This window comes from Paenibacillus sp. XP01 (assembly GCF_057364885.1).
The window spans coordinates 6,411,000-6,426,290 of sequence record NZ_CP139481.1 but is presented as its reverse complement, the minus strand read 5'-3'; the positions used below and the strand labels follow the sequence as shown (position 1 = coordinate 6,426,290).

The 15,291-nt window shown below is 56.3% G+C and carries 9 protein-coding genes; 7 read left to right on the top strand and 2 right to left on the bottom strand.

Going from position 1 to position 15,291, the window contains the following annotated elements; translation table 11 throughout:
- Positions 1-63: 63 nt before the first annotated feature.
- Both SNR34_RS28930 and SNR34_RS28925 read left to right on the top strand, forming a co-directional pair.
- The gene (locus tag SNR34_RS28930) at positions 64-1,509 is read left to right on the top strand and encodes a SulP family inorganic anion transporter (protein ID WP_486180727.1); all 1,446 of its coding nucleotides are present in this window, start codon (positions 64-66) and stop codon (positions 1,507-1,509) included.
- 167 nt (positions 1,510-1,676) lie between these two features.
- Positions 1,677-3,188 carry a DEAD/DEAH box helicase gene (locus tag SNR34_RS28925; protein WP_486180726.1) on the top strand — a complete coding sequence of 504 codons (1,512 nt, stop codon included), beginning with the start codon at positions 1,677-1,679 and terminating at the stop codon, positions 3,186-3,188.
- A 901-nt stretch (positions 3,189-4,089) separates the two neighbouring features.
- Here the strand turns inward: SNR34_RS28925 and SNR34_RS28920 are convergent.
- Both SNR34_RS28920 and SNR34_RS28915 read right to left on the bottom strand, forming a co-directional pair.
- A complete protein-coding gene (locus SNR34_RS28920; protein ID WP_486180725.1) occupies positions 4,090-5,022 on the bottom strand; it encodes a hypothetical protein in 933 nt (310 codons plus the stop codon).
- 2 nt (positions 5,023-5,024) lie between these two features.
- On the bottom strand, positions 5,025-5,168 hold the full coding sequence (locus SNR34_RS28915) for a hypothetical protein (protein WP_236413145.1): 144 nt from the start codon (positions 5,166-5,168) through the stop codon (positions 5,025-5,027).
- Positions 5,169-5,438: 270 nt separating this feature from the next.
- Here SNR34_RS28915 and SNR34_RS28910 point away from each other — a divergent pair, with 270 nt between their 5' ends.
- The 5 genes from SNR34_RS28910 to SNR34_RS28890 all read left to right on the top strand — a co-directional run bounded on the left by SNR34_RS28910 (position 5,439) and on the right by SNR34_RS28890 (position 15,254).
- Positions 5,439-7,235: a vWA domain-containing protein gene (locus tag SNR34_RS28910; protein ID WP_486180724.1), complete on the top strand. Its 1,797-nt coding sequence runs from the start codon at positions 5,439-5,441 to the stop codon at positions 7,233-7,235.
- A gap of 52 nt (positions 7,236-7,287) precedes the next feature.
- The gene (locus SNR34_RS28905; protein ID WP_486180723.1) at positions 7,288-10,677 is read left to right on the top strand and encodes a tubulin-like doman-containing protein; all 3,390 of its coding nucleotides are present in this window, start codon (positions 7,288-7,290) and stop codon (positions 10,675-10,677) included.
- A 1-nt stretch (position 10,678) separates the two neighbouring features.
- Positions 10,679-13,162, top strand: coding sequence for a transcription initiation factor TFIID (locus tag SNR34_RS28900; RefSeq protein WP_486180722.1), 2,484 nt, complete (start codon positions 10,679-10,681; stop codon positions 13,160-13,162).
- A 139-nt stretch (positions 13,163-13,301) separates the two neighbouring features.
- Positions 13,302-14,585, top strand: a complete 1,284-nt coding sequence (locus SNR34_RS28895) for a vWA domain-containing protein (RefSeq protein ID WP_486180721.1) — start codon at positions 13,302-13,304, stop codon at positions 14,583-14,585.
- A 21-nt stretch (positions 14,586-14,606) separates the two neighbouring features.
- A complete protein-coding gene (locus SNR34_RS28890) occupies positions 14,607-15,254 on the top strand; it encodes a beta-mannanase (RefSeq protein WP_339275032.1) in 648 nt (215 codons plus the stop codon).
- The last annotated feature ends 37 nt before the right edge of the window (positions 15,255-15,291 follow it).

Below are 15,291 nucleotides of genomic sequence, written 5' to 3'. Positions count from 1 at the left end.
TCCGCCACATTTGGCTAGAGACGAATTAAGGTTTGTTGGATTAGGAGGAGCGGCACTAGACATATGAATACGTTAAAACAACAGTGGTTCGGCAACATCCGCGGCGATGTGCTCGCAGGCATTACGGTGGCGCTGGCGCTTATTCCGGAAGCCATTGCCTTCTCCATTATCGCGGGCGTGGACCCGATGGTGGGGCTTTATGCTTCGATTACGATCGCGATCGTCATCTCGATTGCGGGCGGCAGGCCGGGCATGATCTCTGCGGCGACCGGAGCGATGGCCGTGCTGATGGTTGGGCTCGTCAAGGATTACGGCGTGGAGTATTTGTTCGCCGCAACGATTCTGACGGGCATCATCCAGTTTATTTTGGGCATTTTCAAAGTAGGGCGTTTCATCACGTTTGTGCCCCATTCGGTATTGACCGGATTCGTGAACGCCTTGGCGATTTTGATTTTCATGGCACAGCTGACGCATTTTACGGGTGCAAACTGGATCATGTACGCAATGGTAGCGGGCACGCTGGCGATCATTTACATTTTGCCGCGCTTTTTCAAGGCTGCTCCTGCGCCGCTCGTTGCCATTATCGTGATGACGATCATCACGTTCGTCTTTCATCTGGACGTCAAAACGGTCGGACAGATGGGCAATCTGACAAGCACGCTGCCGATGTTCCATCTGCCGAACATTGAGTGGTCCTTCCACACACTGATGATTCTGCTGCCGTATTCCTTTACGATGGCACTTGTTGGTCTGTTGGAATCGCTGCTGACCGCGACGATCGTGGATGAAATGACCGAGACGCGCAGCAGCAAAAACCGCGAGGTTCGCGGCCAAGGGATCGCCAATTTCGTGAATGGTTTCTTTGGCGGCATGGGCGGATGCGCGATGATCGGCCAGTCCGTCATCAACGTGAAATCCGGCGGCCGCGGCCGTTTGTCGACCTTTACCGCAGGTGCATTTCTGGCGATTTTGCTGCTCTTGCTCAGCGATGTCGTGAAGCAGGTGCCGATCGGTGCACTGGTCGGCGTCATGTTTATGGTATGCATCGGCACGTTCGATTGGAGCTCGCTCAAAAACATCGGCCGCGTGCCGCGGGCAGAGGCCTTCGTTATGGTCGTGACCGTGGTGATCGTAGTCATTACCAGCGACTTGTCGATCGGTGTGCTCGTCGGCGTTGTGCTCAGCGTGCTGCATTTCGGCTGGAAGCAAGCCAAGATTCGGGTGCAATCGAGCGAAGAGCAAGGACGCAAGGTGTACCGCGTGCATGGGCCGTTTTTCTTCGGTTCTTCCTCCCGGTTCGTGGATGAATTCCATGCCGAGGCTGACCCGGATGAAATCACGATCGATTTCAGCGGTTCTCATATTTGGGATAACACGGCCGTCGTGGCGATTGGCAAGGTGAAGTTCAAATACGCCAAGCTGGGCAAAACCGTGCATTTGCGCGGGCTGAACGAGGAAAGCAGCCGTTTGCTCGAAAAGAGCGGATTCGCCCTTTCTCAGGGCCATTAGTATATCCATCCGCGCGACGTGGAATGGTAAAATAAGTGCAAAGGGTGCCGCCAGTGCGCGGTACCCTTTTGTTTTGCTGGACAAACGTGTAAACTACACGGTATGGATGAGAAGAGCAGACGGACTAAATTGCTTTTAATCTAAATGAACTGACAGAGGTGTAACGATTGGCTAATTTTGAACAACTGGGCATCAGGCCCGAATGGTGCGAGATTCTGAAGCATCAGGGAATCACTGTGCCGACGCCGGTACAGGAGCGCTCCATTCCGGTATTGCTGGGCGGAAACGATATCATTGCCGAGGCGCAGACGGGCACGGGCAAAACGCTGGCTTTCCTGCTGCCGATTATTCAGAAAATCAACGTATCGGACCGCTCGCCGCAGGCACTGATCATCGCGCCGACGCGTGAGCTTGCGCTGCAAATTACGGAGGAAGCGAAGAAGCTTACCGCCAATGACGATAAACTTCATGTGCTTGCCGTATATGGCGGACAGGATGTGGAGAAACAGCTGCGCAAACTGGAGAACGGCACGCAGATCGTGATCGGCACGCCGGGGCGGCTGCTGGATCACTTGCGCCGCGGCACGCTGAAGCTGGACAACGTGCGCAAGCTGGTGCTGGACGAGGCCGACCAAATGCTGCACATGGGCTTCCTGGACGAAGTGGAAACACTGATCAAAGCGCTGCCGTACAAACGCCAAACGATGCTGTTTTCGGCCACGATGCCGAAAGGCGTTCGCCATTTGGGCAAAAACTACATGAAGGACCCTGTGGACGTCAAGGTATCGTCCCAGTCCGTCATCCCGATCAAGCAGATTCGCCAGCAGGTGCTGGAATGCACGGATCGGGGCAAACTGAACGCGCTTCGCGGCATGATCGATACGTATCGCCCGTATTTGGCGATCATTTTCTGCCGCACGAAGCGCCGCGCGTCGAAGCTGAACGCCGAGCTGCGCGAGGCAGGGTACATGAGCGACGAGCTGCATGGCGACCTGTCGCAAGCGAAGCGCGAGAACGTCATGAAAGCGTTCCGCGACGCGAAGCTGCAGCTGCTGGTCGCGACCGACGTGGCAGCGCGCGGCTTGGACGTTGAAGGCGTGACCCACGTCTTCAACTACGACATTCCGCATGATGCGGAGAGTTACATCCACCGCATCGGCCGTACGGGACGCGCGGGCGGCAAAGGTCTCGCCGTGACGTTTGCGGCGCAGCACGACAAGCCGGAGCTTGCCCGGATCGAGCAAGGCATCGGCCAGAAGCTGTCCCGGATCATCTGGACCAGCGAAGGGCCTGTCGAGTCCACCGGCGCGGCGAGACGCACGGTTCACAGCCTGGGCGAGGAAGAGCGCTCAGGCGGACGTTCTGCCGGGACGGGCAGCGCGCGTCGCGGCTCGGGCCGGGGCGACCGTGCCGAAGGCGGTCGCGGACGCGGCTCCCGCGGCGAGAGCGGGCGCAGCGGCGGCCGTCGCGACGAGCGTGGCGGAAGCCGCGGGTCTGCCCGCAGCGGCGGCGGTGGCGCGAGCCAGGGCCAAGGCGGCCGTGGCGAGAACGGCCGTTCGGGCGGCCGCAATGGCGGCGGACGCAGCAGCGATGCTCGCGGTGGCAGCGGCCGCGGTGCGGGCCAAGGCTCCCGCGGCGACTCGCGTGGCGGTCGTAGCGGGGGACGCCGGGGGCGTTAAAGCCCCGGTTCCGCCAAGACGCAGGACACAGGGAGACGTCATGCCAGCCTACTGGCATAATTACAGAAGAGCACGTGAACAAGCCTCGAACTGGTAACAGTCCGCAGATATATACCGTGCACGAATATAGACCGTATTCCGGAAGAGTAGAGAGGTCTCTCTTTCCGGGCTGCGGTTTTTCGCGTTCACGCGCGCTAACGAACCTCACACGCCTTATATCGCCCTAAATCGTGGTCATCAAATTCTAACGAACATGAGCCACGTTATTTGATCGAAAAAGTAGGTGCACGAGCCTTTGGAGGCCAAATAGCGTGCCTGAAGTTCGTAACAATTTCCCTGGACTCAAAAGAGGCCCAATAACGCGTCCGATGTTCGTTAGAACTTCTCATGTAGGCGGTGTGCGGAATCAGTATAGTTGCGGCTAGCAAGCGCAGAGGCCAAAGTAAGATGGGTGGAGCGCAAAGTATATGTCGCAAAGTATAAGTAGAGTTATGTTAGAAGCAATGGCAAGTGAGGCGCTCGCGGCCTTCCCGCGGATAATATGGCAAACAAACGTTGTTATATCCTTATCCCTCATTCGCATAAACAGCATGTAACCATGCCGCATCAAACGAAAAAAAGGCGTTCTCGGTCATCTCGTGACCAGGAGCGCCTTTTTGGATGGCTTAATCAGCTAACAAATGGCAGGCTGACAACCAAATGAATTGAGTCGCACAAAACGAAAACGATGTCTCCGGCCTCAGTTGCAGGGGCAGACATTCATTTCATCGTCTATATAAGGTTGAATGATTTCAATTTGTATCATGTTTGGGAGCCTCAAGGGAGAATTACTAGTACTTTATTTGTCGAATTCTAGCAATCCCTCATTCTCTTATCTCTCAGTCGCGCCTCCATCAGTCCATCAGCTCCAGGCATCGACAGGCTGCTCACGGTATCTCTCGTTATAGACCCGGGCTACAGACTCGGCCAAGCCCCCGCGCGCTTTCCCGGGATAACGTTCGAGAGTTTGGTACAGCCTCATGAACCGATCCTTGGGAATGAAGCGGGCATAGCGGGTAATGAGGCTTGGGAACAGCTCGATGTATTTGCTTTTGCGCACGGCAGCGGCAACGACGGCGGTCAATATTTGGATGCCGTTGTGCAGCTGCAAAATTTGGACCTCGTAGTTCGCGACATAACGAATGGCGTCTTCCCGGATCAGCTCCGGCTTCAGCCTGGCAATCTCGCCGATGTATTCGGCGAGCAGGCGCTCGAAGCTGCCGAGCAGCAGCGGCCGCAGCTGCAGGTCCATGTCGCTGCGCAGCACGAACGATTGCAGGAGCGCCACCTGCTGCAGGCGAATGCGGTCATTGTAGACGAGCGAGCCGATCTCGCGCAGCATTTCGTATGCGAGGACTTCGTCCTCCTTGCGCGCTTCGGCCACGAGCGCCCAATTGCGGTTGATGCCTTGGCGGATCGCTTCGCGATCCCCCTGCAGCGTTCGTTTCATTTGGCGCAATTGCTCCGTAAGGAACGAGCGTTTATGCATAAAAGCGAGCAAGCCGAGCAGCAGCAGCGTTACCGAGGCTGCGAGCATCGATTGATCCAACGATTCGCCCAAATAAACGGCGGCGGCGCCGAGCAACGCTACAAGCACGATGTCGCGAGCGATGCGGCGTTTCACTTTGGAAGCGGCCCGCTGCTGTACGGATACGAGTGCACTGCGTCCGCAGGAGGAGCATTCGTTTTCCCAGAGGCAGGTATACGTCCCGCAGCGCTTGCATACGCGCAACTTTTCAAAGGCATACGTCGTTCGTATAAAAGGTCTGATCGAAACCACTTGTTTGGTACCCATGCTCAATCACGCTCACCGTTCAAAATAGTATAAAGAGTGCGGTCCGAATCTTCCCGGGTCACCGGTTTGCGGCGATGCACCAACAGCTTGACCCAGCGGATCAGGACAAAAAGAAACAATATGGCGAGGCATACGTATGTAACCATAATCCGTCCCTTTCAAGGTTTGATGTGATTATAACAAGCACAGCAATCATTGCGAACCGACGGGAATAACTATATCATATTTCCATAGTTGGGCTTTACTTCCCGAAAAAAAGTGCTTGTTCTTGTCGATTTTTGCCAATCATGACAAAATTGTAACTCAGTATAGGGGGGCTTTTCAGAATTTATTAGCATGCTGTTAAGATTTCCTTAAGGCTTGAGGCCTATAATAAACTATTCCCATTTCAATCTCAAACGTGAAGGAGTACACCCATGGTGCAGAAAAGCAAAATGCGTTGGCTCGGCGGAGCAGTTGCCCTGCTGGTCATCATCACGCTGCTGCTGCCTCAGGCACTGCTGCCCCAAGCGGCCGCTGCCCAGGCGCAGACGAGCGGAATCGACGCGGTGCTTGTAGCCGACGTAAGCAACTCGATGAATACGAGCGATCGCGACAAAATCAGCAATGAAGCCATGAAAATGTTTATCGATATGCTCCCGGCTCAGGGAGACAAGGTAGGAATTGTTGCATATACGGATCAGATCGAGCGGGAGAAAGCCTTGCTTGAAATTCAGTCCGATGCGGACAAAGACAGCCTGAAAACGTTCATCGACCAGCTGGGACGAGGGCCTTACACGGATATTTCCGTCGGCATGGGCGAAGCCGTCAACATTCTGGAACATGGCGCGGATGCGAGCCACTCGCCGATGATCGTATTGCTGGCCGATGGCAACAACGATTTCAACAAATCCGGCAGCCGCACGCAGTCGCAGTCGGATGCCGACCTGGCCGCTGCCGTTAAGGAAGCGCAGAACAAAGGCATTCCGGTTTACACGATCGGACTGAATGCCGACGGCAAGCTCAACCGGGCAGCTCTCGCCGATTTGGCCAAGCAGACCGGAGGCAAGTCGTTCATTACCGATACGCCGGATGATCTGCCGCAGATTTTAAGCGAAATTTTTGCGGACCATGCCAAGCTGAACGTGGTCAAGCTGCCATCGGTGACGGGAAACGGCAGTTATCAGGATGTTACCGTTAACGTCCCGAATGACAGCGTGCTGGAGGCCAACGTTTCCATCATGTCGTCCAAGCCTGTCGAAATTCAATTGGCCGATCCTTCGGGCAAAGCCGTGGATTTGAATTCAGATGAAGCCAAGATGTCCACGTCGAAGAGTTATTCTTTGTTGAAACTGCTCAAACCGCAGGAAGGAGACTGGAAGCTGCGCGTCAAAGGCGCGCCGAAGGACAGCATCGACATCAACCTGCTGTTCAACTACGATCTGCAGCTCGTCGCGGACCCGATTAAGACCAAGTCCTATGCCAAGGGCGACACCGTCGAATTGGCTGCTAGATTGGAAAACGGCGGACAGCCTTTGCAGGACAACGATCTTTATGCCGACATGACGGCGACGTTGGTCGTCAAGGATACGAATACGGGGAAAACGACAGAGCAGCCGCTTGAAAATACGGGCAGCGGGTTCGCCGGGACATTCGAAGTGCCGGACAACCATAATTATGAGCTGGTGATCCGTGCCGAAGAAGACAGCTTCTATCGGGAAAGTGACCCGATCGTTATCAATGCCGGGGGAACGGGCGCAAGCGGGGGAAAACAGCCGACGACTTCGAGTCCCGAAACAGACAAGCCTTTTCCATGGATACCCGTTATCATCGGTGCATTGGCGCTGATTGCCGTTGCGGTCGGGGGCTGGTTCCTGATGGGCTGGCTGAAACGCAAAAACCGCGGCTTCGTCGGCCAGATGGTCATCGAGATCCGCGATGAGAACACCGGGGACAAATCTTACCCGCAATACAAAAAGCTGATGACTTTCCGGGGGCGGTTCCACCTGCATCAACTGCTGCAGCTCGACCCCGAATTGAAAGAAACGGAGAAATATATATTCACCCCTGGCAACGGGGACCGCATCATTTTGCGCAATACGGCAGGAGGCACGCTGGAGAAATCCGGACGCGCCGTCGATGCAAGCTCAGGCGTTGAACTGAAGAACGGCGACCGGCTGAGCATCCCGCTGCAACAGGCGGACAAAACGATTTTGATCGAATATTTGGTGTGATCATCATCCATCATCCGGCATCCATGATGCCCATGCATAGGGAGGACATGAAATGAAACCAATCGTGAGAGAGCATATCCAGCAATTGGACGTATCGCTTGGCGGGGGAATCGTCAGCGAAAAGATCAGGGTCGATACGATCGACAACCCGATTCTGATCATCGGTCTTGGCGGTACGGGAATCGATGCGCTGCTGCGTTTGAAATATCAGATTAACCGCAGGTTCAAGCTGCCGCAGGACCCGGTATCCAAAAAGAAAATGGAAAAGCCGGCCAATGTTGAATTTTTGGCTTTTGAAACGAACGAGCAGGACCGCGCCAAACGGTACAAAGGAATCGGGCTGGACCCGATCAACGAATTCGTGCTGCTGTCCAATGCCGAGATCGGCGGATTGCTGCAGAACCGCAGCGTGCTGGAGCCGTACATTACGGACTGGTTGTCGCCGGAGCTCAGCATTACGGACGGCATGAACGGGGCCGCAGGCGTTCGCCAGGCCGGCCGGCTGCTGCTGTTCACCAAGATCAACCAGGTCGTGCAGGCGATCGACAAAAAAATCAAAACGTTGTCCGTGGGCACGAACAAAAAGCTGATGGTGTTTCTGCTGACAGGGCTGTCTGGCGGAACAGGCAGCGGATGTTTTCTGGACATCTCCTACATCGTGCGCGGCATTATCGAGCGCGACCACGGTTCGGCGGGCATCGACCGCGTCAATACGCTGGGCTACCTGTTCACCCCTGACGTGAACTTGTCCAACAAAAGCCTCAGCGAACATACGAGAGAGTATATCCGCAAGAACGGCTACGCTGCGCTGAAGGAACTGGATTACTGGATGAACGTGGACAGCCGCGGCGAGCGGTTCACGCAAAAGTACGGCAACATTTTGACGGTCAATTCGCCGCTTCCGCCTTTTAATCTATGCCATCTGATCTCGGCTACGAACACGGAGGGCAAGCTGCTGGAAAACGCGTACGACTACTGCATGAACGTGACCGCAGAGAACATCACCAACTTCATGGCGAGCGAGGAGAAACAGTCTGGGGAAGAATTCGCGATCCATGACTATATCAGCAACATTCGCACCAACATCGCGCAGATGAACAAAGTGTACCCGGCCAACTATGATTACAACATCATCGGCGCTTCTTCGGCCGTATTGCCGATCGAAGAGATGACGACGTATCTGGCCTATCGCATGTTCGATAAAATGAGCACCATGTTCTCGAAGGCTCCGAACCAGGAGGATACCGAGAAGTTTGCCCGCAAGCTGGGCATCGATCTCGAAAGCGTCGTTAAAGCATTTGAATCGCGCGTGCCCGAACCGCTGCCGGGGTATCAGAACAGCGAGCGCCTGTCCTATAACAATGTAATCAAACATCAGGTGGTCAACATGGACACCGAGCTGGAGCAGAACTTCCTGTCGCGTGCACGCGAGGAATACATCAAAGCGAAGAAGCAGCTGCCCGGCGAAATCGTGGGACAATTTACCGACCAGATCCGCCGCATGTTTTTGCATCCGGAACAGGGGCCTTTCTATGTATCCCGCCTGATCTATACCGAGAAAGGTTTCTGCGTGCTGAAGATGATCCAGTCCTACATCGAAACGCTGCGCGAGAATGCCTTCCGCATCCCGCGCGATATCGAGGCGGCGCAGGAGCAATGCGAAGAGAAGCTGGGTGACGCCAAGAGCGCTTTTGTATCGAAAGAAAAGAAAAAGAATGCGTATATCGAAGCAAAAATCCATGAGTACTGGCTGCACGCCGATGTGGAGCGCAACGATCAGTTGATCGAATTCTACGAAGATCTGTACGAATTGCTGAACCGCGAGAACTCCCGGATTTACAACGTGTTCACCGAAACGCTCAATGCCCTCAGTTCGATCTTTGCCAAGAACGGCGATATTCTCACGCGCGGCGAGGAACAGATCGACCACAAAGGCAACAAAACGTATTATTGGAACGTTGTTAGCGTGCCGGATATCGTGAGCCTCGTGGACAGCATGCTGGACAAGCGCGATACCGATGACCTGATCCGCGACTTCTCGCGCGAGCTGCTGGACAATTCAAGCCAGTGGGTGCAGGAGAACGAAATCGACATCGTCAGCTCCATCTCCGACTTCCTGACCGAGAAATTCGGCGACCTGATCACCCGTTCCATGGAAGACTTCCTGGTCATCAAATACGGCAAGGACGAGTCGGTCGAGAAGTTTGTGGAACGCCACATCGCAGGCAAGCTGGATGATGAGGCCGTGCCGGTATTCAATCTGAGCAACAGCACGGGCAGCCTGCATTTCCCATCCTGGGGCTTCGTGTCGGTGCCTGCGCAGGCGCCCGGTATTCTCAAAGGGATTCGCAACTATCAGAACAACGCGGTCGGCAAATCCCACTTTACCGTCAAGGAGAGCGAGGTACGTAACCGGATCTTCTGGCTCAACACCCGGAACGGGGTACCGCTCTTCGTCTACACGCCATTGAAAGTTTACGAAGAGAGCTACGAGCGCACGATTCTGGACAAAGAGGGAATCGGTCGCCATCTGGTGCAGACCGAGAAAAACAACTGGACCTACCTGCCATCGCCGATTCCGGAGAAATCGTGGGGCGATGTGTATGAGAATGCCCGCGTTAAACAGTACAACGCCCGCGTTCGCGCCGAGTTCGACCAAGCGCTCGGGTACCGGATCATCACGGCCAAAACGCAAGATGAGAACACCAGCAGCCGTTATGCCGTGGTGACCACAGAACCGTTCGACTTGAATGCGAAGCTGGCCGGTTACGACATGCGTTTGACGTCCTCTGCGCCAAATCTGGGCGAGGTAAAGCGGGCTTCGACCGATCTGAAGCGCCTGCTTGCAGAAGGATTGCCGCGCGTTGGCACGAAGGACATTTTCGGCAGCATCAACGAAGAGATGGCGAAAGAAAATCTGGTCCGCTCGCCGCAGCTCATTGTTCGCGTGCGCGAGGAGCTGGCGAAGATGGAGGCCATCTCGGCCAAAGTCGCCGAACTGGAAAGCATCCTTTCCCAGCATCAGGACGAGGAACAGTGGTATGACCGCTTCATTGAGGCGCTCTACACGGATACGATCGTCAAAAAAGGCGCGCTGTACGTATACGACCGCGATCCCGAGGAAGATGCGTGGGAGCCGTTCGCCAACCTGATGAAGAGCCGCAACTATGCGGAATACGAGGTGTTCGGCAACTTCCGCGCCTTGTCGGAGAAGGACCGGAACACGCTGCTGCGCAAAGCGTCCCGCCGCGACAACGAATTGACCGCGTCCGAAGACATCGCCCCATTGCTTGCGAAGTTGGACGATCTGGCCACATTGTATATGGAAGCCCGCGATCAGCTCGAGTACGAGCGGGTGGAGCTGGCCAACGGGGAGGAACTCTACCAATTCTACAGAACGATGTCGTCCAAGCTGAACGACATCCGCAGAAGGCTGAAGTAAGATGGCGGCCGTGATCAAACGCAAGCTTGAACAATTCGCTGCTTCATATGCAGCGGAGCAGGAGCGGCAGGGCAGTCTGGCCGATGGCCGCAGCAGCATTCATTACCCGGCCCTGTTCCTGTTCGTGGGCGATTCCGTTTCACCTGCGTTGCCTGCGGTGAGAGCCATCAATCGCGTCAAATGGGACAACGGCGACGGCGTTGCGTATTTGCAGGTCGGTACAGACCATCAGGGCGGGACGGATGCTGGCGGCAAGCAAGAGGAACATGAACCTGGGGTATATGGGGCCCATGAGCGGTATGATGCCGGTGGTGCTGGTTTCGGAGAGTTGGGCAAGTCCGAAGTCTTCGAGGATGGCCAGGTCATCCGTTATGCTCTGCCTTTGAACGTGAATACCGGGCAATCCTCCAAAACGCTGCGCCGGGATGTGCATCGCGCGTTCCATGCATCGAACGGGGCGCTCGCCGGGCTTAACCGGACGCTGCGAAAGGTTAGCAACCGGATTGCCGAGTTCGGCAGGCTGTACTCTTCGTTCGATCGGATCTACGTGACGGTCATTACGCGGGCGGACGACCCGCTGAACGTGCTGCTGCCCGAGTTGGTGAAGCTGACGGAGACGATTCTGGGCCAGTCGTTCAAGTCCGTGCAGACCGATCTGCACGTGTTGGTGAGCGAAATGGAACAGGTCGAATCCTACGGCTACGCCAGCGCGGCAAGCCTCGCCTTTTTGCGTGAACTGGATTACATGCAGTCGTCCGAATTTGCGTACAGCGGCAACCTTCTGGTCACGGAGGACGGCATATCGATACCAGTCGTTCATCCCGCTTCGCCGTTATTCGACCTGGTGTATGTGCTGTCGGACAAAAACGAGCGCGGCACCGGCGTGCCGGGCGGGTGGATCGACAACGCAGAGATGATCTGCCGCATCTGCCTGTTGAAAAACCGGAAGCAGGATGCAGACAACCCTGGCGGAAAGAATGCTTACAATAACACGTCTTTCAAAAACAACATCCGCACCGCGACCGCCCGCCACGGCTATGCGAGCGCGGGTTTCGCCGAAGTGCGGCGGCCGAACAAACCGATTGCTTTAGCGGTGCTGTATCACTTGTACCGCTATCTGCTCGGCCGTATGCGGCAGGAGCCGGATTGGAGCATGAAGGAAAAGCTGGCTTTCTTCGGCGCGGATGCGGCGGCGCTGGAACGCAAAACGCTCGGCATGCTGCCGGGGGAAGACCTGATCGAAGGCATGAGCGGCATCATGACCCATAATGTCGGTTTCTCGGACCTGAAGCCGCTCTCCCTCCGCGAGGCGGAAAAGGCGCTTTATGGTCAGGGAGCGGAGGCGTACTTCCGGGAAAACGTGGAGAGGCCCGCCGAGGAACGGGTGCGGCAGCGGGGCAAGGAAGGCTCCCTGCTTCGCCAGGCCGAAGCGTCCCGGTCCGAACATCCGGACATCGGGTACTTCCAGTGGGCGTCCTGGAGCGGAAGCGGCGAAGGCAGCGTTCGCGAAGCGCTGCTGGCGCTGATCCGGGACAAGTCGCTGCAATTGGATGCGGCCAGAGCCTTGCTGGAGCAGCGACAACAGGAGCGCGTCGAAGATCAGCCGTTCAAACGGGCTCTTTTCCGCGACAAGCAGAATGTCCGCAATCTGATCGATTGCTTGCTGGAGAAGGTGTATCTTCCCAAGATCGAGCTTCTGCGGCTGGAAAGCGAGCTGCAGCTTTTGCGGATGTACGACGCGGAGATGGAGCATCTGCATGCGTTCAGCCGCAGCGTGACGGAACGACTGGCGCAGCTGGAAGCAGGGCTGCGGGATGCAGCCGAGGAAAGTGCAGCCGCGGCCGACGATTACATCGGCCAGAACGTTATGGAATACTACGGCAAAGTAACGGAAGCCCTCGTCGCCGAGCTGGAAGCAAGCCGGGGGCGGGACATTTGGTTTGAAGATCGCTATATGGGCGACATGAACAAACTTGCTGCGGAAGGCAATGAAGCGGTTTTGGAGCGGCTGATGGCGGTATGCCGTACGCTGCTGCTTGCGGCAGAGCCTTTGCGCATGCCGTTCGAAGAGGAGCTGCTGCAGCGGGCCAACGTCACGATTGCCTACGGGGACAAAAACGTGCTGACCCGCGACGACTTGTTCCTCAAGTTGTATCGCACGCTGGAGGATCAGGCCGTGATCCGGGTGCGCGTGTTCGATTACACGCAGGAGCATCGGTACGAAGAGAAGTATTTCTTCGGTGATTCGAACAGCGCCTTTATGGACTACGCGGCTCATGCCGAAGAAACGTCCCGCATTTACAAGCTGGGCGTGGTGTATGAAGAACGCAGCAGCGGCGTGGAAAAGCTGAACCTGATGGGCGGATTTCATTTGGAGGACCTGATGGTCTACCGCAATGCGAGGGTCTACTACGATTCCTATGCAGCAAACGGGTACGAGCTTCATCCGGACGGTTTGGCCGATAAGTTGGAGCCTCTTCATTGAAGCCTTCGGCTTGCCTGTCCGCAGCCGTCATCGATGGTGAGCAGAACGGATCGCGCGGAAACATGCACACAGCCGGTTCAAGCGGCCATCGTCAATTTTCCGGTCCTCAGGGCCGGTATCGGAAAGGATGCATGTGAACATGCAGCGAAAAATCAATCTTCTCCTGGTTCTGTTCAGCCTCATTGGCGGGGCTGTCGGATTTGCGGCAGGGGAACTCATGCTTCACGAGTGGCTTGGGGAGATGCCCCGCCTGCTGCTGATGGGTCTGTACTTTGGCGTACTGGCGCTCAGCGTTGGGCTGTTCTGCCTGCTGGCCGAGATGATCTCGCCAAGGCTGAACGGAGCATCGTGGAAACTGAGATACATGAGCCTGTCCTGGAAATTGCTCGTTCCGGCTACGCTGGCTCTGCTGTTCGTCGTCGGCCTGGTACTGCAATTGCTGTACCAGATCAATCCGGGCGGGGCCAAGCAAGTCAAGGATATCGTGCTGATGATCGACAACTCGGGCAGCATGTCGGACACGGACCCGAACAACGGGCGTTTCGAAGCGGCGAAAACGTTGATTGCGCAGATGGACAGCGACAAACAGGTTGCCGTCATCACGTTCGACGACGAGCCTCAGTTACTGCAGCCTTTCATTCAGATGGATAGCGAAGCCGCCAAAAACGAAGTGTACGACAAGATCGATGGCATCGTGACCACCTCGGGCGGGACCAACTTCGAGGCGGCGTTAACCGAGGCGATGGAGCAAGTGCGCAGCAAGCAGGACCCAAGCCGGGGAACGGTAGCCATCCTGTTGTCCGACGGTTTCAGCGAAGTAAATCAGTCAGGCGTTCTGGCGGACTACGTGCAGGAGCAGATTGCCGTGAATACGGTCGGACTGAGCCTGGTCGACCCGTCAGGGACCGATCTTCTGAGGAGCATCGCTCAGCAGACTGGCGGCTTGTACTACGATGTTCCAGATGCGGGCGGATTGCAGCTGGCATTCCAGCAGATCTACGATACGATCGACGAACGGACGCTGGTAACAGAGCGAACGGGCATGATGCAGCATAGCACGTATTTGGCCATTTTCCGCGTGGCGGCATTGCTGCTGATCGGGGCAGCGCTGGGCGTTTCGCTCGGGCTTGTGTTCGATAACCGCCACCTGGCCATGAATTTCGGGATTGGCGGGGCCGTGTCCGGCCTGCTTGCCGGCCTGCTGCTGGAATGGGGCATCGACGGTTCGGCCATTGGCGATCCGCTTACGCGTTTTGCGGCGCTGCTCATCCTGTCCGGCGTGCTCACCTTGTTTACCTGGATCATTCCGGTCAGGGAGAACACGGTGCGCAAGACGCGCGGCCGTTCGGACGGCGGCGGGCGAAACAACGCCGCAGAGGGCTTCGCGCAAAGACCGCGAGATACGCGCAGCAAGGGATTTTAAACATCGGGAGGTCATCGGATCATGCGAGTTATGGATACGGACGCATCGGGACCGGCCATTCGCAAGTTGACCCTTGCGATGGACGAAGACCATTGCACGCTTCGCTGGTTGTGGCCGGAAGGCATCGAAGCCGTGTATGTTGAAAGATCGGAGCTGGAGCTGGTCAGCAAAGACCATGTCGGGGGTGAAACGACGCAGGGTAAGCTCAAGCTGTACACAAGAGAGGAATATAAAGCAAGCAACGGATACGTGGATCGGATCACGGGGTTCGGCGCTATTCGCTACACGGTCCATGCCTGCGGCATGGACGAGGACGGCCCGGTGCTGCTCCGTCAGCAGGATGGAGACAATACCGTGCTCGCAAGCAGCCGCAAGGCGGATATCCGCTTTTCGATCCGATATAAAAAAGGCTTGTTCCAGAAACGGAAAAGCGTGTGGATGACCGTTACGGCCGAGGTCCCCGTGCCGAAGGAGGCGCTCTGCTATGTGCGAAAGCCAGGCGGCGTGCCGTTGAACAAGGAGGACGGGACGGTGTACCCGTTCCTCAGCGACTTTGCGCCGGGACGAACCGAATTGCCGGCCGTCGAGGTGGCCAAGGACGATTACGTCCGCTTGTTTTTTACGGACGGTCCGAAGTACGGTGCGGTGTACCGGCTTATATCCGATTAGCATTGCATGTTTCGAAGAAGAGAGCGGTTTGGGACGC

Excerpts from the sequence above, each read along its gene's own strand:
- SNR34_RS28930 (WP_486180727.1), top strand. The coding sequence starts at position 64 with ATGAATACGTTAAAACAACAGTGGTTCGGCAACATCCGCGGCGATGTG.
- SNR34_RS28920 (WP_486180725.1), bottom strand. The coding sequence starts at position 5,022 with ATGGGTACCAAACAAGTGGTTTCGATCAGACCTTTTATACGAACGACG.
- SNR34_RS28915 (WP_236413145.1), bottom strand. The coding sequence starts at position 5,168 with ATGGTTACATACGTATGCCTCGCCATATTGTTTCTTTTTGTCCTGATC.
- SNR34_RS28910 (WP_486180724.1), top strand. The coding sequence starts at position 5,439 with ATGGTGCAGAAAAGCAAAATGCGTTGGCTCGGCGGAGCAGTTGCCCTG.
- SNR34_RS28905 (WP_486180723.1), top strand. The coding sequence starts at position 7,288 with ATGAAACCAATCGTGAGAGAGCATATCCAGCAATTGGACGTATCGCTT.
- SNR34_RS28900 (WP_486180722.1), top strand. The coding sequence starts at position 10,679 with ATGGCGGCCGTGATCAAACGCAAGCTTGAACAATTCGCTGCTTCATAT.
- SNR34_RS28895 (WP_486180721.1), top strand. The coding sequence starts at position 13,302 with ATGCAGCGAAAAATCAATCTTCTCCTGGTTCTGTTCAGCCTCATTGGC.
- SNR34_RS28890 (WP_339275032.1), top strand. The coding sequence starts at position 14,607 with ATGCGAGTTATGGATACGGACGCATCGGGACCGGCCATTCGCAAGTTG.